This is a genomic window from Plantactinospora mayteni, assembly GCF_016862935.1.
GTDB classification, from domain to species: domain Bacteria; phylum Actinomycetota; class Actinomycetes; order Mycobacteriales; family Micromonosporaceae; genus Plantactinospora; species Plantactinospora mayteni.
In genome coordinates this window covers 124,830-144,567 of sequence record NZ_BONX01000049.1, presented here as the reverse complement: position 1 = coordinate 144,567, position 19,738 = coordinate 124,830, and the positions used below count along the sequence as shown (strand labels likewise).

At 71.6% G+C, this 19,738-nt stretch carries 18 protein-coding genes; 9 read left to right on the top strand and 9 right to left on the bottom strand.

Going from position 1 to position 19,738, the window contains the following annotated elements; translation table 11 throughout:
* Position 1: 1 nt before the first annotated feature.
* Positions 2 to 448, bottom strand: coding sequence for a hypothetical protein (locus Pma05_RS32955; RefSeq protein ID WP_203861440.1), 447 nt, complete (start codon positions 446 to 448; stop codon positions 2 to 4).
* Between Pma05_RS32955 and Pma05_RS32950 the strand changes: the two genes are divergently transcribed.
* From Pma05_RS32950 to Pma05_RS32935, 4 genes are all read left to right on the top strand, one after another.
* Complete coding sequence (locus Pma05_RS32950; protein ID WP_372441595.1) at positions 419 to 1,588, top strand: aminotransferase class I/II-fold pyridoxal phosphate-dependent enzyme; 1,170 nt, start codon at positions 419 to 421, stop codon at positions 1,586 to 1,588. The genes Pma05_RS32955 and Pma05_RS32950 overlap by 30 nt on opposite strands.
* Entirely contained in the window at positions 1,588 to 2,670 is a 1,083-nt protein-coding gene (gene cobT, locus Pma05_RS32945; protein ID WP_203861435.1) for a nicotinate-nucleotide--dimethylbenzimidazole phosphoribosyltransferase, read from the top strand. The genes Pma05_RS32950 and cobT overlap by 1 nt, the downstream gene beginning before the upstream one ends.
* A gap of 2 nt (positions 2,671 to 2,672) precedes the next feature.
* Entirely contained in the window at positions 2,673 to 3,956 is a 1,284-nt protein-coding gene (cobA, locus tag Pma05_RS32940) for a uroporphyrinogen-III C-methyltransferase (RefSeq protein WP_239313598.1), read from the top strand.
* Between the two features lie 87 nt (positions 3,957 to 4,043).
* Complete coding sequence (locus Pma05_RS32935) at positions 4,044 to 5,270, top strand: WD40 repeat domain-containing protein (RefSeq protein ID WP_203861398.1); 1,227 nt, start codon at positions 4,044 to 4,046, stop codon at positions 5,268 to 5,270.
* Positions 5,271 to 5,359: 89 nt separating this feature from the next.
* Here Pma05_RS32935 and otsB read toward each other — a convergent pair whose 3' ends face one another.
* A complete protein-coding gene (otsB, locus tag Pma05_RS32930; protein ID WP_203861434.1) occupies positions 5,360 to 7,954 on the bottom strand; it encodes a trehalose-phosphatase in 2,595 nt (864 codons plus the stop codon).
* A gap of 11 nt (positions 7,955 to 7,965) precedes the next feature.
* Positions 7,966 to 9,366, bottom strand: coding sequence for an alpha,alpha-trehalose-phosphate synthase (UDP-forming) (locus tag Pma05_RS32925; protein ID WP_101367673.1), 1,401 nt, complete (start codon positions 9,364 to 9,366; stop codon positions 7,966 to 7,968).
* 332 nt (positions 9,367 to 9,698) lie between these two features.
* On the opposite strand from Pma05_RS32925, the gene ettA reads away from it, so the two are divergent.
* The 4 genes from ettA to Pma05_RS32905 all read left to right on the top strand — a co-directional run bounded on the left by ettA (position 9,699) and on the right by Pma05_RS32905 (position 13,426).
* The gene (gene ettA, locus Pma05_RS32920; protein ID WP_203861397.1) at positions 9,699 to 11,375 is read left to right on the top strand and encodes an energy-dependent translational throttle protein EttA; all 1,677 of its coding nucleotides are present in this window, start codon (positions 9,699 to 9,701) and stop codon (positions 11,373 to 11,375) included.
* Positions 11,368 to 11,871 carry an acyl-CoA thioesterase gene (locus Pma05_RS32915; protein ID WP_203861396.1) on the top strand — a complete coding sequence of 168 codons (504 nt, stop codon included), beginning with the start codon at positions 11,368 to 11,370 and terminating at the stop codon, positions 11,869 to 11,871. Before ettA ends, Pma05_RS32915 begins: the two co-directional genes overlap by 8 nt.
* 11 nt (positions 11,872 to 11,882) lie before the next feature.
* Positions 11,883 to 12,671 (top strand): DUF8185 domain-containing protein, encoded by a 789-nt coding sequence (locus Pma05_RS32910; RefSeq protein WP_203861395.1) that lies wholly within the window; start codon positions 11,883 to 11,885, stop codon positions 12,669 to 12,671.
* 131 nt (positions 12,672 to 12,802) lie between these two features.
* Positions 12,803 to 13,426, top strand: a complete 624-nt coding sequence (locus Pma05_RS32905) for a type III secretion system chaperone family protein (protein ID WP_203861394.1) — start codon at positions 12,803 to 12,805, stop codon at positions 13,424 to 13,426.
* Between the two features lie 16 nt (positions 13,427 to 13,442).
* Here the strand turns inward: Pma05_RS32905 and Pma05_RS32900 are convergent, their stop codons facing one another.
* The 3 genes from Pma05_RS32900 to Pma05_RS32890 all read right to left on the bottom strand — a co-directional run bounded on the left by Pma05_RS32900 (position 13,443) and on the right by Pma05_RS32890 (position 16,717).
* Entirely contained in the window at positions 13,443 to 13,874 is a 432-nt protein-coding gene (locus Pma05_RS32900) for a globin (RefSeq protein ID WP_203861393.1), read from the bottom strand.
* Positions 13,875 to 13,964: 90 nt separating this feature from the next.
* Positions 13,965 to 15,332, bottom strand: a complete 1,368-nt coding sequence (locus Pma05_RS32895) for an MFS transporter (protein ID WP_203861392.1) — start codon at positions 15,330 to 15,332, stop codon at positions 13,965 to 13,967.
* 365 nt (positions 15,333 to 15,697) lie between these two features.
* Positions 15,698 to 16,717, bottom strand: a complete 1,020-nt coding sequence (locus Pma05_RS32890; RefSeq protein WP_203861433.1) for a mechanosensitive ion channel family protein — start codon at positions 16,715 to 16,717, stop codon at positions 15,698 to 15,700.
* 379 nt (positions 16,718 to 17,096) lie between these two features.
* Between Pma05_RS32890 and Pma05_RS32885 the strand changes: the two genes are divergently transcribed.
* A complete protein-coding gene (locus Pma05_RS32885) occupies positions 17,097 to 17,630 on the top strand; it encodes an HNH endonuclease (RefSeq protein ID WP_203861391.1) in 534 nt (177 codons plus the stop codon).
* Positions 17,631 to 17,635: 5 nt separating this feature from the next.
* Here Pma05_RS32885 and Pma05_RS32880 read toward each other — a convergent pair whose 3' ends face one another.
* The 3 genes from Pma05_RS32880 to Pma05_RS32870 all read right to left on the bottom strand — a co-directional run bounded on the left by Pma05_RS32880 (position 17,636) and on the right by Pma05_RS32870 (position 19,601).
* Positions 17,636 to 18,463, bottom strand: coding sequence for a class F sortase (locus Pma05_RS32880; protein WP_203861390.1), 828 nt, complete (start codon positions 18,461 to 18,463; stop codon positions 17,636 to 17,638).
* 14 nt (positions 18,464 to 18,477) lie between these two features.
* Positions 18,478 to 18,999 carry a hypothetical protein gene (locus Pma05_RS32875; protein ID WP_239313594.1) on the bottom strand — a complete coding sequence of 174 codons (522 nt, stop codon included), beginning with the start codon at positions 18,997 to 18,999 and terminating at the stop codon, positions 18,478 to 18,480.
* A 149-nt stretch (positions 19,000 to 19,148) separates the two neighbouring features.
* Positions 19,149 to 19,601 (bottom strand): Lrp/AsnC family transcriptional regulator, encoded by a 453-nt coding sequence (locus Pma05_RS32870; protein WP_203861389.1) that lies wholly within the window; start codon positions 19,599 to 19,601, stop codon positions 19,149 to 19,151.
* Between the last annotated feature and the right edge of the window lie 137 nt (positions 19,602 to 19,738).

Sequence of the window (19,738 nt, the reverse complement as noted above, 5' to 3'; positions counted from 1 at the left end):
GCTAGGATAAATCTTGGTAAAACATGATAAAAATTCGCGGATGTGCGAGTCCCCCGACCGATCGGTTCGACCGCTCCCGATCCGCTCCGGAAAGCCCGCTGGCCGTCGCGGCCGGCCGACCGGCAGGATCATGCCCATGCACCGGCCCGCACCCGCACCGCCCTCCGTCGGGCCCGACCTCGGCCCCCACCGGCCCGACCTCGACCAGCACGGACCCGATCAGCACGGACCCGATCAGCACGGACCCGATCAGCACGGACCCGATCAGCACGGACCCGACCAGCACGGCCAGCATCGGCCCGGCCCTCTCGACCAGCACGGACCCGATCAGCGTGGCCAGCACGGGCAGCACGGGTTGCACGGCGAGGACGGCCCCGATCTCGGTCACCACGGTGACGTCGAGCTGGCTCCCGGGCTGGTGGATCTCGCGGTCAACGTGCAGCGGCACCCGATGCCGCCCTGGTTGCGGGAGCCGATTCTCGCCTCGCTGGAGACGCTGACCGGCTATCCCGATCCGGCCCCGGCCCGGGCCGCCGTCGCCGCCCGACACCGCCGACCGGCCGACGAGGTACTGCTCACCGCCGGGGCGGCGGAAGGGTTCGTGCTGCTCGCCCAGGCCCTCCGGGGAGCGCGCCGGCCGGTCGTCGTGCATCCCCAGTTCACCGAGCCGGAGGCGGCGCTGCGAGCGGCCGGGCACCGGGTCGAGCGGGTGCTGCTGCCGGCGGAGACCGGCTTCCGGCTGGACCCCGATCGGGTACCGGCCGACGCCGATCTGGTCTTCGTGGGCAACCCGACCAACCCCACCTCGGTACTCCACCCGGCCGACGTACTGGCCAGCCTGGCCCGTCCCGGCCGGGTACTGGTCGTCGACGAGGCATTCGCCGACTCCACCATCACCGCCGAGACCGGCTCCGCTGACACCGGGTCGGGCGACACCGGCTCCACCGAGATCGGGTCCACCGAGATCGGGTCCGGCGACGGCAGGTCTGCCGGGACCGGATCTGCCGCGACAGGATCTGCCGGGACGTTGTCCACCGGGGCCGGCTCTGTCGGGATCGGCAACGGGGGAGCGGTCGGGGGGATCGGTGAACCCGAGTCCCTGGCGGCCCGGCGCGACCTGCCGGGGCTGGTCGTCGTGCGGAGCCTCACCAAGACCTGGGGACTGGCCGGGCTCCGCATCGGCTACCTGCTCGCTCCCGCCGAGTTGGTCGAGCGGCTGGCGGCGGTACAACCGCTCTGGGCGGTCTCGACTCCCGCGCTCGCCGCGGCGGCGGCCTGCGCCACGCCCGGTGCGGTCGAGGCGGAGCGCCGGATCGCCGCCCGGATCGCCGTCGAGCGGGCATACCTGGTCCGGCGGCTGGGCGAGCTGCCCCGGGTACGCGTCGCGGGTACCCCGGCCAGCGCGTTCGTCCTGGTACACCTGCCCGGGGCGGCCCGGGTACGGCTGGCCCTGCGCGACCGGGGTTTCGCGGTACGCCGTGGCGACACCTTCCCGGGGCTGGGCCCCGACTGGCTGCGCCTCGCGGTACGGGACACTGCCACCACCGACCTGTTCGTGGCCGCGCTGGCCGGAATCCTGGAGGAATGATGTTGGACGCCACCCTCGCCGAGATCGGTCCACTCGACGAGGCGGCCATGGCCGCGGCTCAGGACCTGCACGCCAGGCTGACCAAGCCGGCCGGGTCGCTGGGCGCGCTGGAGGCACTCTCGGTACGGCTGGCCGGGCTGGCCGGCACCTGTCCGCCGCCGCTGCCCGAGCCCGCCGCAGTGGCGATCTTCGCCGCCGACCATGGCGTGCACGCCCAGGGGGTGACCCCGTGGCCGCAGGAGGTCACCGCGCAGATGGTGGCCAACTTCCTGGCCGGCGGTGCGGTGGTGAACGCGTTCGCCGGGCAGACCGGCGCCACGGTCACCGTGGTCGACGTCGGGGTGGCCACCCCGCTGGCGCAGCCGAAGGTACCGGCGCAGCGGTCGGGGCGGTCGACTCCCCGGCTGGTCAGCGCCAAGGTCCGGGCCGGCAGCCGGGACATGAGCGCCCGGCCCGCCCTGACCCGGGACGAGGCGCGCAGCGCGGTCGAGACCGGCATCCGGGTGGCGCACGAACTGCTCGACTCCGGCGCCGGGATCCTGGTCACCGGTGACATGGGGATCGGCAACACCACGGCGGCTGCCGCGCTGATCGCCGCCTTCACCGGAATCGACCCGGCCGAGGCCACCGGACGGGGCACCGGGATCGACGACGTTACGTACGCCCGCAAGGTGGCCGTGGTGCGGGCGGCGCTGGCTCGGCACGTACCCGATCCGGCTGATCCGCTCGGCGTGCTGGCCGCGGTCGGCGGGCTGGAGCACGCGGCGCTGGCCGGCTTCGTCCTGGGCGGCGCCGCGCGGCGGGTCCCGGTACTGCTGGACGGGGTGAGCGCGGTCGCGGCCGCGCTCGCGGCGGTCGCCTTCGCGCCGGACGCGGTGGGCGCGATGGTCGCCGGGCACCGCTCGGCCGAGCCGGGCGCGACCGCCGGATTGGACCGGCTGGGTCTGCTGCCGATAATCGACCTGGGCCTACGGCTCGGCGAGGGCACCGGCGCCCTGCTTGCCTATCCGGTGGTCGCCGGCGCGGTGCGGGTACTGCACGAGGTGGCCACCTTCGACGCGGCGGGAGTGTCGGAGAAATGATCATGTATCCGCTTGCGCTGCGGCTTGCCGGCCGGCGTGTGTTGGTGGTCGGTGGCGGGGCGGTGGCGACCCGGCGGGTACCGGCGCTGCTCGACGCGGAGGCCCGGGTGGTGGTGGTCGCCCCCGAGCTGACCCCGGCGCTGCGGGCACACGTCGACGCGGGCCGGGTGGAGTGGGTCGCCCGCGAGTTCGCGCCGGCCGACCTCGACGGGGCCTGGCTGGTGCAGGTGGCGGTGGACGATCCGGCCGCCGCCGAGGCGGTCAGCGCCGCCGCGCTCGACCGGCAGATCTTCTGTGTACGCGCCGACGACCGCGACGCCGCGACCGCCTGGACCCCGGCGGTGACCCGGCACGGCCCGCTCACCGTCGCCGTGCTCGGCGGAGGTGACCCGCGCCGGGCCGTCGCCGTCCGGGACGCGATCCGGGAGCAGTTGATCAGCGGAACGCTCTCCGGCAGGCCGGCGGAGCGGACCGGAGCCGACGGGTCGGTGCCGGACGGCGTCACCCCGCCCGGCCCGCCGGAGCGGCCCGTCGGCCGGGTCGCGCTGGTCGGCGCGGGTCCCGGCGACCCCGAACTGATCACGGTCCGCGGCCGGCGGCTGCTCGCCGAGGCCGACGTGGTGGTCGCCGACCGCCTCGTCCCCGGGCTGCTCCTCGACGAACTGCGGCCCGAGGTCGAACTGGTGGACGCCACCAAGATCCCGCACGGGCCGGCCGCCGCGCAGGAGGAGATCAACCGGGTACTGGTGGACCGGGCCCTGGCTGGCGCCCGGGTGGTCCGTCTCAAGGGCGGCGACCCGTACGTCTTCGGTCGGGGCGGCGAGGAGGCGCTGGCCTGCGCCGCCGCCGGGATACCGGTGACCGTGGTCCCCGGGGTGACCAGTTCGGTCGCCGCTCCGGCGGCGGCCGGCATCCCGGTGACCCACCGGGGCGTGGCGCACGAGTTCACGGTGGTCTCCGGGCACCTCCCGCCGGAGCATCCCGACTCGCTGGTCGACTGGTCGGCGCTGGCCCGGCTGCGCGGCACCCTGGTCGTGCTGATGGGGCTGAACAACCTGCCGGCGATCGCCGCCGCGCTGCGGGCGCACGGCCGCCCCTCGGAGACTCCGGCGGCGGTGGTGCAGGAGGGCACGACCGGGGCTCAGCGGGTCGTCCGGTCGACGCTGGACGAGGTCGCGGCGCACGCCCGCGCGGCCGGGATCCGACCCCCGGCGGTGGTGGTCTTCGGTGACGTGGTGACGACGTTGTCCAGCGCCCTGCCCGACCGGTCGCCTGCCGGAGAATAGGCTGCCGGCCGCAGCGCATCGTCGACACGATCGTGCAGCACCTCGACGACATTCGTGTCTGTCGTACCGAGTGGTTAGCATCGCGGGGTGCCTGAAGATCAGATTCTGCTGACGTTTCCTGACCCGCAAAAGCCAAGATACTGCCGGTTGCGGCTTGTCGGAACGCGGTTGACCAGGGCGAGTTGGGCCGGCAGCGGCAAGCCACGGGAGAGCGCCGTCGATTTCTTCACCGAGGACGGGGCACGTGACGCCCTGGCGGACGAGGTCGACAAGCGGCTGAGGCGCGGGTTCGTGATCGTCCGTGACCGGGACGCCGTGGCACCGGGTGAGGCGGTGCTGGAGTGCCGGGTCGGTCCGAACCGTTATCTGCGCGGCGTCGATCTGCATCCGGATGGCGGCACCCTGCTTGCCGTCATCGGGCTCTGGGACGAATCCGCGACCGAGATCTGTCTGATCGATGTCGTGACCGGCCTTCGGCGTCTGGTGCATTCCATACCCGGAAGCGGTGTGCAGCACTATTCCAACGTGCGCGACATGTACTTCGATCATGACGGTACGGGCGTCGTCTACCTGCTCGAAAAGGAGGTCCGGCGGCTGGACCTGGCTACCGGCGGGAGCCGGCTTCTGGCTAGCTGCCAGGGCGGATACGCCATAGGTCCCGCCCGGCACGGCTGGGACGGGACTCGGCAGCGCCTGCTGCTGATGGAGTACACCGGCTGGCTGAGCAATACCGGCTCTTTGAGTGGTCGTGCCCAGGTGGTCGATGCCGAGGGTGCGACGCTGTTCGAGGTGTCGACCGAATCGCCGACCCACTACCAGGCCGGCGCGCTTTCATCCTCTGGACGCCGGCTGGCGTTGTTGCGGGTTGATCGGGGGGCGTTGGACAAGCCGAGCGAGATAGAGATCTGGGATGTTGACGGGCGGCGGCTGGTAAAGAAAATAGAAAACTCTGACCACTTCTTCGATATCGACTTCGATCCGTCGGGGACTCTAGTGATCGGGGAGGTCTCGGGAAGGCTGCGCGCTATTTCCCTGGAGTCCGGAGAGCTGGCCTGGACATTTCCCGATGCGGGTCAGCCCGAGGATTCCTCGCTACACCGGTGGCGCTATTCCGTCGACGGCAGGTTCCTCGCAATAGTAGGGTCGGGGATCGTTGACCTGTTCACGGCCGCCAACCGGGAGCCGATCGGAGTACGACTGCGGGGCAATGACGGACGGCGGAATCACTATTTCCAAGGTCTCGCCTTTTCCGACGACGGGAGCCTGGTGGCCGCAGACTTCGATGGGCGCGGCGTCACCGTCCACAAGCTCTGAGTCTTCCTGGCCCGCCAGCGCTCGCGGGACGACCAGGCCGCCGCTGCCGTGGACGCGACTCGGCGCGGTCCACGGCAGCGGCGTACCGGTCAGCCCTTGACCATGTTGTCGAGCAGCAGGGCGCAGCGGATCAGCCCGAGGTGGCTGTACGCCTGCGGGTGGTTGCCCAGCCCACGCTCGGAGATCGGGTCGTACTGCTCGGGGAGCAGGCCGGTCGGGCCGGCGGTGTCCACCATCTGGGTGAACAGCTCCTCGGCGTCGGACCGCCGACCGGTGCGCAGGTACGCCTCGATCAGCCAGGCCGTGCAGATGTGGAAGCCGCCCTCCCGGCCCGGCAGCCCGTCGTCCCAGCGGTAGCGGTAGACCACCGGACCGCTGCGCAGGTCGGCCTCGACCTTCAGCACAGTGGCCAGGAACCGGGGGTCGTCGTCGGGCAGCAGACCCGACAGGCCGATCCAGAGCGAGGAGGCGTCCATCTCCTCCTCGCCGTACGCCACCGTGTAGGCGCCGGCGCCTTCGTGCCAGCCGAACTCCAGCACGTTGTGCCCGATCCGGTCGCGCAGCTCGACCCACTCCGGCCGGTCGCCGTCCCCGTGCCGCCGCACCACGTGCAGCGCCCGGTCCACGGTCATCCAGCACATCACCTTGGAGTAGACGTGGTGCCGGGGTGGCAGCCGGGCCTCCCAGAGCCCGTGGTCGGGCTCGTGCCAGCGCCGGGCGACCGCCTCGACCATGTTCTCCAGTACCCGCCACTCGGTGTCGCGTACCTCGCCGCGCAGGTCGGCGACCGCCGCCAGCAGGTCGGCGACCGGCCCGAACACGTCGAGCTGGAGCTGGTGGTTGGCGAGGTTGCCGACCCGGACCGGCCGGGAGCCGGCGTACCCGGGCAGGGTGTCGATGACCGCCTCGGCGCCGAGCTCGAACCCGTCGACGGTGTAGAGCGGATGCAGCCGCTCCGGGTGCCCGCCGGTGCGCTCGACACAGCCGTCGACCCAGCGCAGGAAGCCCTCGGCCTCGGCCAGCGAGCCGAGGTCGACCAGCGACCGGGCGGTCATCGCCGCGTCCCGGAGCCAGCAGTACCGGTAGTCCCAGTTGCGTACCCCGCCCAGCTCCTCGGGGAGCGAGGTGGTGGCGGCGGCCAGGATCGAGCCGCTGGCCTCGTGCACCAGCCCGCGCAGGGTCAGCGCGCTCCGCCCGACCAGGTCGCGGGCGGAGGTGGGCAGCCGCAGCCCGGCGACCCAGTCCCGCCAGGGCTGCTCGGCCATCGCCTGCCGCTCCTGCACGGGTACCCGGTGGTGGTCCAGGCTGTGCGAGCCGAACCGCAACTCGCAGGTGACCGAGCCACCGGCGGCGGCCAGGTCGACCACGGCCCGGGCCGTCTCGTAGCCGCCGTCGTTGACGATCTGCCACTCCACGCCGGGGGAGTAGAGCGCGATCGGCTCGTTGGAGCCGAGCACCAGCAGCCCGTCGCCGAGCGGCTGGAGCTGCACGGCGACCTGGCCGAACTCGGGCCGGGGCGCGAAGTCCAGCCGGACCCGGCCGGCGCCGCTGAGCACCCGGACCAGGGTCGAGTCGCCGCTGATCACCGCCGGACCGCTCGGCACGCTGTCGGCCGACGGCCGGTCCAGCCAGTCGGTGACGGTCAGTCCGGACCAGCGGGTCTCCACGGTCATCGTGCCCGGCCGGTAGCGCTGGCCGAGCGGCAGGCCGCCGCGTTCCGGTGCGATGCTGAAGTAGCCGGCCGGGTTGCCGCCGACCAGGTCGGCGAAGATCGCCGGCGAGTCGGGCTTGGGGTGGCAGAGCCAGCTCAGGCTCGCCTCCGGGGTGACCAGTGCGACGGTACGCCCGTTGGCCAGCATCGAGTGCCGCTCGATCGGTACGGCGCGCTCGCCGAAGAGCCAGTTCCGGCGTACCTCCAGGAGCAGTGCGAGTACCCGGGCGGCGTCGACCGGCTCCTGGATCCGGAAGGCGGCGCGGGTCTCGCCCGGCCCGATCTTGATGCCGACGTCCGGCCCGTGCAGCTTGGCGAAGGCGTTCTCGTCGGTGACGTCGTCGCCGAGGAAGAGGGCCGCGCTCGCCGAGAGCTGGGTACGGAGTTGTTCGAGCGCGGTGCCCTTGTTGGTGGGGATCACCGACAGCTCGATCACCTCCTTGCCCCGGGTCACGGTGACGTCCGCCCAGACGGCGGGGCCGGCGTCCACCGCCGCGACGACCTCGGCGGCCACCTCGGGATCGGCACCCCTGGTGTGCACCGCGATGCTGGCCGGCTTGGTCTCCAGGCGTACCCGGGCCCGGCCGGCGACGATCTGCCGCAGCTCGTTGCGGAGCCGGGTGCGTACCTCGATCAGCTCGGGGGAGAGCCGCTCGACGAAACCGATGTCGAACTCGGAGCCGTGGCTGCCCACCAGGTGCACCTCGCTGGGCAGCCGGGAGAGGGTGGCCAGGTCCCGCAGGGCCCGGCCGGAGACCACGGCGACGGTGGTCTGCGGCAGGGCGGCCAGCGCGCGTACGGCGGCTACCGACTCGGGCAGTGGCACTGCCTTGGTCGGGTCCTCCACGATCGGCGCGAGGGTGCCGTCGTAGTCGCAGGCGACCAGGAGCTGCGGCACCCGGGCGATCCGCCCGATCGCGGCCCGCAGCTCGGGGTCGATCGTGTCGAGGGTGCGGGGACCCCCGTCGAGCAGTGAGCCGGACTTCACTCGTCCTCCGTCTCGGGTACGCCCAACTCGTTGAGGAAGGACCGGGCCCAGTGTCCGACGTCGTGGGTACGCAGGTGGCGCTGCATGATGCGCATGCGGCGCCGGGCCTCGACCTTGTCGACGTGGACCGCACGCAGCAGCGCGTCCTTGACTCCGTCCGGGTCGTGCGGGTTACAGAGGAATGCCTGGCGCAGCTCGGTGGCGGCGCCGGCAAACTCACTGAGCACGAGGGCGCCGCCCGAGTCGGCGCGTGTTGCTACGTACTCCTTGGCCACCAGATTCATTCCGTCTCGCAGCGGGGTCACCATCATCACGTCGGCCGCGCAGTAGAGCGCGGCCAGTTCACTGCGACTGTACGACTGATGGAGGTAATGGACTGCCGGTACACCGACCCGGCCGAATTCGCCATTAATTCGACCAACTTCGCGTTCCACCTTGACCCGGAGTGCCTGGTAGTGCTCCACCCGTTCCCGACTTGGCGTAGCAACCTGCACCATAACCGCGTCGGGAACTGTCAACTTTCCGTCAGACAGCAACTCGCGGAACGCCTTGAGTCGAAGTTCGATCCCCTTGGTGTAGTCGAGCCGGTCCACCCCGAGGATCACCGTCTTCGGGTCGCCCAGCTCGGTACGGATCTGCTTGGCCCGGGCCTGCACCGCCGGGTCGACGGCCATCCGCTCCATCTCGGCGACGTCGATCGAGATGGGGAACGCGCCCGCCTTGACCTGCCGGCCGTCCACCTGGATCATCTGGCCCTCGTAACGGAGCCCGAGCAGGTGCCGGGCCAGCCGGACGAAGTTCTGCGCCGCCAGCCGCTGCTGGAAACCGACCAGGTCGGCGCCGAGCAGCCCGCGTAGCACCTCGGCGCGCAGCGGCATCTGCATGAAGAGTTCGATCGGCGGAAACGGGATGTGTAGGAAGAAGCCGATCCGCAGGTCGGGCCGGAGTTCGCGGAGCATCGCCGGCACGAGCTGGAGCTGGTAGTCCTGCACCCAGACCGTCGCGCCCTCGGCGGCCACCTCGGCCGCTGCCTCGGCGAACCGGGCGTTCACCAGCCGGTACGCCTCGCGCCAGCGACGCTTGTACGCCGGTGTTTCCACCGCGTCGTGGTAGAGCGGCCAGATCGTGGCGTTGGACTGGCCCTCGTAGTAGCGTTCGAGTTCCTCGGCGCTCAGCGGCACCGGGTGCAGCCGGATTCCCTCCAGGTCGAACGGCTCCGGTGCGGCGCCCACCCCGCCGGCCCAGCCGACCCAGGTCCCCTGGTGCTGGGCGAGCACCGGATGCAGGGCGGTGACCAGTCCTCCCGGGCTGCGGCGCCACTGGCGTCCCTCGGGTGTGGTCACCTCGTCGACCGGCAGGCGATTCGCGACGACCACGAACGAGCTACGTACGGTCACAATCAGTGCACCTCCGGTGATGACGGGTGTCCACCGCTGAGCGTACTGAGCGTAGCTGCGGTGCCTAACCCCCAGTGCCACAAGTACTGCCCTGCGGGATACGACGGAGAAACGCAAAGGTGATCATGACCACTCGGTCGGCGCGGCGGCGCTCCGGCGGAGGGTGATGTGGGCGGGACGGGCCGGACCTGTCAGGATTGACGACGGCGTTTCTTCGCCGCACCGCGTGGCCGGCCTGACACCGGCACCGCGGTCCACAGCAAGCCCGACGTCGTGGTCGGTCGTAAACACGGCATCCGGGGACATCACATCCGTGGGAGGTAGGCCGCACCGTGGCCCAGTACATCTACGTCCTGGAGAAGGCGCGCAAGGCGCACGGCGACAAGGTCGTGCTGGACAACGTGACGCTGAGCTTCCTGCCGGGGGCCAAGATCGGTGTGGTCGGTCCGAACGGCGCCGGCAAGTCCAGCCTGCTCAAGATCATGGCCGGCCTGGATCGGCCGAGCAACGGCGACGCCCGGCTGATGCCCGGCTACACCGTCGGGCTGCTCGCCCAGGAGCCGCCGCTGAACGACGCCAAGACCGTGCTCGGCAACATCGAGGAGGCGGTGGCGGAGACCAAGGCCAAGCTGGAGCGGTTTAACAAGATCGCCGAGCAGATGGCCACCGACTACTCCGACGAGCTGATGACCGAGATGGGCCAGCTCCAGGAGGAGTTGGACCACGAGGACGCCTGGGACATCGACTCCAAGCTCGAACTGGCGATGGACGCGCTGCGCTGCCCGGCGCCGGACGCCGACGTCACCCAACTCTCGGGCGGTGAGCGGCGCCGGGTCGCGCTCTGCAAGCTGCTGCTGGAGGCGCCCGACCTGCTGCTGCTGGACGAGCCGACCAACCACCTGGACGCGGAGAGCGTGCAGTGGCTGGAGCAGCACCTCGCCAAGTACGCCGGCACGGTCATGGCGATCACCCACGACCGGTACTTCCTCGACAACGTGGCCGGCTGGATCCTCGAACTCGACCGTGGCCGGGCCGTCGGCTACGAGGGCAACTACTCCACCTACCTGGAGAAGAAGGCCGCCCGGCTGGCCGTCGAGGGGCGCCGCGACGCCAAGATGAAGAAGCGGCTGAGCGAGGAACTGGAGTGGGTCCGGTCCAACGCCAAGGCCCGGCAGACCAAGTCCAAGGCCCGGCTGGACCGCTATGAGGAGATGGCCAACGAGGCCGAGAAGACCCGGAAGCTGGACTTCGAGGAGATCCAGATCCCGCCGGGCCCGCGCCTGGGCAACACCGTGATCGAGGCGCACTCGCTGCGCAAGGGGTTCGGCGACCGGGTGCTGATCGGCAACCTCAGTTTCTCGCTGCCCCGCAACGGCATCGTCGGCATCATCGGCCCGAACGGCGTCGGCAAGACCACCCTGTTCAAGACCATCGTCGGGCTGGAGCAGCCGACCGACGGCTCGGTGAAGGTCGGCGAGACGGTCAAGCTGTCGTACGTCGACCAGAACCGGGAGGGCCTGCACGGCGACAAGACAGTCTGGGAACTGGTCTCGGACGGGCTGGACCACCTGATGGTGGGCAAGGTCGAGATGCCGTCCCGGGCGTACGTGGCGGCCTTCGGGTTCAAGGGTCCCGACCAGCAGAAGCCGACCAAGGTGCTCTCCGGCGGCGAGCGCAACCGGCTCAACCTGGCGCTGACCCTCAAGATCGGCGGCAACGTCATCCTGCTCGACGAGCCGACCAACGACCTGGACGTGGAGACCCTCTCCTCGCTGGAGAACGCGCTGCTGGAGTTCCCCGGCTGTGCCGTGGTCATCTCGCACGACCGGATGTTCCTGGACCGGGTGGCGACGCACATCCTGGCCTGGGAGGGCGACGACCAGGACCCGTCGAAGTGGTTCTGGTTCGAGGGCAACTTCGAGGCGTACGAGAAGAACAAGATCGACCGGCTCGGCGCGGAGGCGGCCCGGCCGCACCGGGTCACCTACCGCAAGCTCACCCGTGACTAGTCCGGTACGGGCCCGTCCGGCCCAGGAGGAGCAGCTCGACGGCCGGCGGTTCGGCTACGACTGCACCCTGCGCTGGTCCGACCTCGACGCGTACGGGCACGTCAACAACGCCCGCTTCCTCACCCTCTACGAGGAGGCCCGGGTGGCGCTGATGTTCGCCGGCGGCCGGGCCTGGGGAGTCGGCTCGTTCGCCGACGGTGTGGTGATCTACCGGCACGAGATCGACTATCTGCGTCCGGTCGCGTACACGCTCGACCCGGCGACCGCCGAGCGCGCCCCGACCGTACACATCGAGATGTGGGTCGAGGACCTGCGGCAGTCCCGGTTCACCATCGCGTACGAGCTGTTCGACCGTACGGTGTTGGCCAGCCGGGCCCGGTCGGTGCTGGTGCCGTTCGATCTCGATCGGCAGCGACCCCGCCGGCTGACCGACGAGGAGCAGGAGTTCCTGCGGCGATATCTGGTCGAGCCGGCGGCCCGGGACGAGCCGGCGTAGGGGGTGGCTCGGTGCCCGCTGGGGAGAAGGCTACGGGTGGTGCGGGAGTGGCGACCGGGAACGGGCACGGGCTCGCCGGCCTGCCGGACGCCGGTGCCTTCCTGGCCCGGTTGACCCGGCTCGACCCGGGTGCGGTGGTGCGGCTCCGCTCCGGGGCCCCCGGTGCGGCGGCCGGGGCTCCGGACCGGACCGTGCTCTGGGCGCGGCTGCCCTGGGACGTGCTGGTGGGCCGGGTGGTCGCCGGGCCCGGTCCCGGCGACGCCACGGTCTCTGCCGCCGAGCTGCTGGCCGAACTCGGCCGGGATGGTGCGGCTCTGCCGCGGCGCCGGGACGCCGACTGGCGGTGGCCGGTGCCCGGCGGGCCCGGGACGGTGCTGGAGACGATCTCCGGGGCCGAACTGCGCCGGATCGCGGCGGCGGCGGCGGAGACCCTGCGTGGCGCGGCCACCGGCGGCGTCGCCGGCCGGGCGGTGGGCCAGCGCGCGGTCCGGGACGCCCTGCTCGACCACGTCGCGGTGGTGGTGACCGGACCGCCGCCGACCACCGATCCGCTACCCGGCCCCGGCACCGCCGGCACCGATCCGGTACCCGCCAGCGGCCGGATCGAGATCTCTCAACGACTGGTCCAGGCCATCGTCCGGATGGGCTTTCTCGGCTCCTCCGGCCTGCCTGGGCAGGACGCCGTACAGGTGCGGATCACGGGTCGTTGGGTCGGATTGGCCGCACCATTCGGAGTGGCATGGTCACAGAAAGTCAGCCAGCTTGCGATAAAACCGGCGCGTGATCACCCGAACGGATGAGGAGGTATGGTCCATCCGTCCTGGTGGTGCAGTTGGGGGGGTGCTTCAAGCCGGCTGTACGGGTACCGTCGGGCCTCGGATCCAACGCAACGTAGGCATGTGGATCCGCTGGGGAGTGAGGTGCGCAAGCGATGCCGTGGTGGTCATGGCGCCCCGGCCACGCCGGTGGCGGCGAGCCGGAAACTCGAAGCAGGATCGCGTCCGACGGTGCCGTCCGGGTCGGGCCACCGGCGCCTCGGGAGCCGGAACACGACTCCCGGCCGGAACCCGAGGCCAGGCCCGGGGATCGGGATTCCCGGCCCGGGGACCGGGCGTCGATCAGGGAGATTCCGCCGGTGATCGCACCGGTGACGCTACGCCGGGTCGGTGACGCACTGGACCTGCTCGACGTGCGTTATCTCGCCGACGGCGACGGCAGCCTGCTGGCCATGTGGGAGCGACACGCCGTGCTGTTCGCCCTGGAGGGGCCGGACGACGAGATCCTCGTCATGCGGGCGCGTCCACACTCCACCGTCCCGCCGGACTGGGCCGACCGGGCCTACCGGGTGGTCAACGAGTGGAACCACACCCGCCGGTTCTGCAAGGCGTACGTCGGGGACCCCACCGAGCGCGGTCAGTTGCCCATCTACGCCGAGTTGCAGGTGCCGTTGAGCGCCGGCGCGCACGACGCCCTGCTCGTCGAGATGCTGGACTGCGGAGCGGCGGTGGCGACCACCTTCGTCGACTGGCTGCACGACGAGGGCGCCCTGCTCTAGGGGCGGACGCCCGCGCTCAGTGTGCCGGCCCCGGCGTCTCGTCCATGGTGTTGACCATGAAGTACGCGGCCCGTTCGAGGTACTGCCAGAGCGTCTCGTCCTGCTCCGGCGAGAGTTCCAGCCGGTCCACGGCCCGGCGCATGTGCCGTAGCCAGGCGTCCCGCTCGACCGGCCCGACCCGGAACGGCGCGTGCCGCATCCGGAGCCGGGGATGCCCACGCTGCGCCGAGTAGGTGTTCGGCCCGCCCCAGTACTGGATCAGGAAGAGCGTGAGCCGGTCAGCCGCCGGGCCGAGGTCCGCCTCCGGGTACATCGGCCGGAGCACCGGGTCGGTGGCGACACCCGCGTAGAACTCGTCGACCAGTCTCCGGAAGGTCGGTTCGCCGCCGATCTCCTCGTAGAAGGTCGCCGACGGGCGGGTCTGCTCTCGCTCACCTGCGGGATTCACCGCTCCATCCTGCCATCCGGCTCGGCGATCGACCGCAGTCGGAGCCGTCGCCCCGGTGCGGGCTGGCTCACAGCACAGCGGTGCAGGGGCTCAGACCGCGCCGATGCCGGCCTCGGAGGAGGGCGGCCGGGGGTTGGGCGGGGACGTCTCCGCCGGCCGCTTCCCCGGCCCGACCGCGGCCTGGGGGTCGGCGGAGCGGCGCCGGGCCTCCGCGATCGCCGCGTCGAACCGCTCGGCCTGCGGCCAGCGCAGCGCCAGCAACAGCATCAGCAGCACTCCGGCGGCGCTCCACAGCCCCACCACCCGGGGAATGGTGAACCGCTCGGCCAGCAGGCCGGTGGCGAGTACCGCCACGCCCTGCGTCACCTGCACGCCGGTGTTCATCACGCCGTTCGCCCGGGCCCGGTAGCCGTGCGGCAGGGCCAGCACGAACAGCCCGTTCGTCACCGGCATCAGCCCGGCGACCGCGAAGCCGGCGACCGCGGCCAGCAGCGCGACCACCACCGGCGGCGGGTCGAACAGGGCGGGCACCAGGGCCAGCGGGGCGAGTACCGCGAACGGCCGCACGAGGGACCGGCGCAGCTCCGGCCGGAGACCCCGGCCGACCAGCAGGCCACCGAGGATGAAGCCGGCCGGTGCGGCGATCATGATCAGTGCCTGGGTGGCGCTCCGGTCGGCACCCGAACCCGCGAACTCGGTGGCCCAGGCCGCGGCGAGCCCCTCCGGCACGATCGCGAAGAGCATCGCGCAGAACACCATGATCGCGATGGCCCGCAGCACCGGGGTGCCGAACACCAGGGCGAAGCCGGCGCCGGTCTCCCGGAGCAGATTCCGCCGGCCCTGCTCGGGCGGTACGGCGGGCCGGTGCCGGACACCGAACCAGAGGATCGTCGCGGAGAGCCCGAAGGCGGCGGCGTTGAGCAGCAGGGCCAGCGCCGGACTGTAGAGCGCGATGCCGGCCCCGACGGCGTAGCCGAAGACCTGTGCCGCCTGTGCCGTGCTGCCGTGCAGGGAGAGCGCCACCACCAGCCGGTCTCCGCTGAGCAGCAGCGGGAGCATCGCGGACCGGGCCGCTTGGCTGGGCGGATTCGCCAGGGTCGCGGCGAAGAGCAGCGCCAGGATCACCGGCGTGTCCAGGCCGTCGATCGCGATGGCGGCGTACAGCGGCAGTCGGACGAGGTCGCAGATCACCATGACCGTCCGGTACGGGTACCGGTCGGCGAGCGTGGTGAGCAGTGGGCCGCCGATCAGCCACGGAAGGTAGCTGATGGCGAAGGCGGCAGCCGAGAGGGCCACGGACTCGCTCTGCTGGTAGACCAGCAGCGTGACGGCGGCCTTGGCGAGATAGTCGCCGGTCCAGGTCAGTACGGTGGCCGCGAAGACCGCCCGGTATTCACGCTGGGCGAACACCTCCCGAAAGGTTGCCGGCCGCTCGGGAGTGTGTGTCTCTTTGGACACCGGTGGGCCTCCATCGTTCTCGACCGCTGACCAAATGTGATGGGGCTGCCGGGAACGTTAGACGTTCGGATCAGCAAGGTCTTCGTTACGCTCCGGGAGGGAGCTAGTTCTGGATTCTGCCCGATCGTATGACGACTGGCTAGGGCGAACGGATAGATCGTCGCATCTCCGACTGGTCGAACGGACGATACCCGACCGCCCGCGCGGTACGCGACCCCTGACGGGCGGCCCTCCGTCCGGGCCGTCCGGTACGCCCACGGCACCGTCCGGGGTACCCCGTGCCGACCCGTTCCGAGGGTGCGGCAGCCGGCCGGCGAGGCGCCGGTTGCCATACGCCCACGGGGTGATCACGCTGGATGGCGCGCTCAGGTGGCTCCACCCTGGCCGGTCTCGCCGTCGGCCGGTGGGGTCGACGGCCGGGGGAACATCCTGGTCGCCGCGATGCCGGCGGTGATGCCGGAGTTCTCCAGCGCCTCGGCCAGCCGGCGGCGCAGTTCGCGGGAGACCGGGAGTTGCCCCTCGGCGGTGGTCTTGGCGACCGTCCGGATCACCGAACCGTCCACGGTGATCTGCTCGACCCCGACCACCTCCGGCGGCTCCATCAGCTCGGGCGCCAGCTCCGGGTCGACCGCGACCGAGGCGGCGGCGGTCCGCAGTACCGCAGTGGCCTCCTCGGTACGGGCGAAGCCGATCGGGATGTCCACCACGACCATCGCCCAGCCCTGGCTCTTGTTGCCGACCCGGATGATCTCGCCGTTGCGGATGTACCAGACCACCCCACGGGCGTCCCGGACGGTGGTGATCCGCAGGCCGACCGCCTCGACCACCCCGGTCGCCTCGCCCAGGTCCACCGTGTCACCGACCCCGTACTGGTCCTCCAGCAGCATGAACAGCCCGGCGAGCAGGTCCTTGACCAGCGTCTGGGCGCCGAACCCGAGGGCCAGGCCGGCGATGCCGGCACTGGCCAGCAACGGGGCGAGGTCGAAGCTGAGTTCGCTGAGGATCTGTAGCACGGCGATCGCGAAGACCACCGCCGTGGTCATGCTGCGCAGCACCGAGCCGATCGCCTCGGCCCGCTGCCGGCGCCGTTCGGGTACGACGGCCTGCGGGTCGGGCGCGGCGCTGGGGATCCGTTCCCGCAGCGGCCGGAGCACCGCCGGGATCCGGCTCTCCGAGGTGCTCCGCACCAGCCGGTCGATGGTCCGGTGCAGCAGGAAGCGGAGCAGGATCGCCACCAGCAGGATCAGCACGATCGTGGCCGGCTTGATCAGGAAGAGGTTGCTCCCCTCGGCGAACCACGCCGACTTGGTCACCCCGAAGACCAGGTCGCAGAGCGGAGTGTCCTGGCAGCTCGGCTTCGGGTCCGGCGTCTCGGGCTGCGGCATTCCGAGCCCGGCGGCAGTGATCAGCGTCGTGGGGTTCACGGTTGCCTTCGTACCGTACCGGCGTCCGCCGGTCTCGGCCGACCCGCCGCCTCGTGGCGGACGCCCTGGCCAGGCCGGCGCCCACGCCACCTCGGACCCGGGTGGGGGACGGAACCGGTCATCTTGCCACGGGACGTGAAAGCTTTCTGCGGGACCCCCGATTAGTACGTGCAATCGCGCCAGCTATCGGGGACTATTGGCGCACGGACGCCGGTGATCTGCCGGCGTCGGCCGTGGTCGTGGCGGCCTGTCGGTGCGTGCTGCCGACCGGCCACCGGGGGCGGGGCCGGCACCAGGCGGGCGAGGGAGCGGACGCGAAACAACCGAGAGGGTGAGCGCGATGCCTGACATACGACCCACGGTGGGCTCCGGAGCGTTGGTGCTCAATGCCACCTATGAGCCGCTGTGTGTCGTTTCAGTGCGTCGAGCCGCCATCCTGGTTCTCTCCGCCAAGGCCGTCTGCGTGGCCGACGGGGAGGGGATCCTGCACAGTGCCCGCAACTCCCTGCCGGTGCCGTCGGTGGTCCGGCTGACCCGGTTCGTCCGGGTGCCGTACCGGACGCACGTCGGGCTCTCCCGCCGGGCGATCTTCGCCCGGGACAACTGGCGCTGCGTCTACTGCCGGGGCCCGGCCGAGACCATCGACCACGTCTTCCCGCGCAGCCGGGGCGGCCGGCACGCCTGGGAGAACGTCGTGGCGGCCTGCGCCAAGTGCAACCACACCAAGGGTGACAAGACCCCGGCGGAGCTGGGCTGGCGGCTGCACTCGCTGCCGGCCGCGCCGAAGGGCATCGCCTGGCGGGTGCTGGGGCACCGGGCGCCGGACCCGCGCTGGGCGGACTGGCTGGACCTGCGCGAGGCCGAGGCCGCCTGAGCACCTCAGGTGTGCCGGGCCGAGACCAGGGACGCGAAGACGATCACGTTGTCGGCGTACCCGGTGGCGCCGCCGACCCAGCGACCGCCGCAGGTGATCAGCCGGAGCGAGGGCCGACTGAAGTCGCCGTAGACCCGGTCGACCGGCAGCTCCGACTTGTCGAACCGCTTGACGGAGTTGACCTCGAAGACCGCCACCGACTCGTCCTCCCGGTTGATCTCGATCTTCGAGCCGGGGCGCAGCCCGGCCAGGTCGTGGAAGACGGCCGGCCCGGTCCGGGTGTCGACGTGGCCGACGATCACCGATGGCCCGTACTGGCCCGGGGTCGGGCTCTGGCTGTACCAACCGGCCTCGTCGCGGCGGTCCGACGCCGGTACCTCGATGGTGCCGTCCGGTGCGACCCCGACCGGATGCACCTGTGCGGTCAGGCCGAGCGACCGGATGCCGATCCCGACCGGCGGGCTCGACTCCAGCACCGGAAACTTTCGGGGCGGCGCCGGAGCGCCGAACGGCATCCCACTGGGCAGCAGGGTGATCCCGGTGACGCTCTGCACCCCGAAGAGGGTGACGAGCAGGCCCAGCAGCAGGGTGATCACGGGTGCCGGTCCGGGACGCCAGGCCCACCGACGCCGGTTCGTCCGTCGGGCCCGCCGGGGTGGCGCCGGGTCCAGGGTGCCGGGCGGGGTGCCGTCGGTCGGATCCGGGCTGGTGATGCTCGCCGCGGTGGCCTGCCGGGCGAGCCGGGCCGTACGGCGTCGCCACCGGCCGGTACGCGCCCACCACCGGCCGGTCCGGCCCCGCCACGTGCCGTCGCCCGTGGGGAAGCGGAACATGCCCGATCCGCGGGTCAGCTACTCGGTTCGGCACGCCGTCGCCGGCCGGCCATCCCGAACCCGATCGCGAGCACGACGATGCCGAGACCACCGGCGATCATCATCGCCCCGCCCGGGCCGGTGGCCGTACCGCCGCCACCGGTGGCCGGCCCCTGGCTGCCCTGACTCATGTTCACCACGGTCAGCGTGGTGGTGGCGTTGTTGCCGTTCTGCTGGCAGCTCAGGTTGACCGCGTACGCCCCCGGCGCCTTGCTGCCCGGGACCGTCACCGATGCGGTGAGGAAGCCGTTGTCGGGCCGCAGGATCACCCGGCCGAAGGCGTCCGAGTGCACCGTGGCCTGCTGGTTGTTCGCGCCGTCGCAGCTCGCCCGGATGTTGACCCGGCTACCCGCCTGGACGGTGTTCGGGGTGACCTCCACGAAGGTGTTCGGTCCGGCCCGTACCTCGGTCACGTTCCCGAACAGTGGCCCGGGGACCAGGGCGGCTACGGTGACGCCGGCGGCGATCGTACGGCCGACGACCTTGGCAGTGAGCATGACTTCCCTCCCCGGCGGTGCATCCCCTCGGCCGGGCACCCGTCGCGTCGGGCGCGGATCGGGTGCGCGACCGTCGTCGGGTGACGTGTTCCCACCGACCCGGAGCACACACGCCTCCGGGCGGGCCGACAACCGGACTGTCGCCCCGGTCAGCCGCCCTGCGCGGGGGGAATCGGGAGCACCGGGTGCCAGTCCAGCGGGCTGGAGAGCACCATCGTGCTCGACGGCTGCCCGTACGGGGCGAGACGGTCGATGACCTGCTCGAACGCCTCGATCGACTCGGCCGCGACCTTGAGCATGCTGCACGCGTCCCCGGTGATCCGGTGTATCTCCAGGATCTCCGGCCAGTCCGGTACCTCCGGGTCGCGGAGGATGCAGCGCGCCCCGTAACAGGACATTCGGATCATCGCCACCACGTTCCGGCCGGCCCGGGCCAGGTCGACGTGCGCGTGGTACCCGGTCACCACGCCGGCCTCCTCCAGCCGGCGGACCCGTTCGGCGACGGCCGGCGGCGAGAGGTGCACCCGGCGGGAGAGTTCGCTGAACGAGAGCCGGGCGTCGGCCTGGAGTTCCCGGAGCAGCGCCCAGTCCATGTCGTCCATCGTCGTTCACTCCCCGTGACGTAACCGCGAATCCTCGGATCAACCTTTCAAACGTTAAGCCACTCCGGTGCCGAACCACCCAACCGCTGGATCTGGGCTCGTACCGCCGTTGGTCCGGCATTCCGTCCGGCGGTGGG

Excerpts from the sequence above, each read along its gene's own strand:
- Pma05_RS32870 (WP_203861389.1), bottom strand. The coding sequence starts at position 19,601 with ATGGACGACATGGACTGGGCGCTGCTCCGGGAACTCCAGGCCGACGCC.
- cobT (WP_203861435.1), top strand. The coding sequence starts at position 1,588 with ATGTTGGACGCCACCCTCGCCGAGATCGGTCCACTCGACGAGGCGGCC.
- Pma05_RS32905 (WP_203861394.1), top strand. The coding sequence starts at position 12,803 with ATGCCGTGGTGGTCATGGCGCCCCGGCCACGCCGGTGGCGGCGAGCCG.
- Pma05_RS32880 (WP_203861390.1), bottom strand. The coding sequence starts at position 18,463 with ATGTTCCGCTTCCCCACGGGCGACGGCACGTGGCGGGGCCGGACCGGC.
- Pma05_RS32885 (WP_203861391.1), top strand. The coding sequence starts at position 17,097 with ATGCCTGACATACGACCCACGGTGGGCTCCGGAGCGTTGGTGCTCAAT.
- Pma05_RS32875 (WP_239313594.1), bottom strand. The coding sequence starts at position 18,999 with ATGCTCACTGCCAAGGTCGTCGGCCGTACGATCGCCGCCGGCGTCACC.
- Pma05_RS32890 (WP_203861433.1), bottom strand. The coding sequence starts at position 16,717 with ATGCCGCAGCCCGAGACGCCGGACCCGAAGCCGAGCTGCCAGGACACT.
- cobA (WP_239313598.1), top strand. The coding sequence starts at position 2,673 with ATGTATCCGCTTGCGCTGCGGCTTGCCGGCCGGCGTGTGTTGGTGGTC.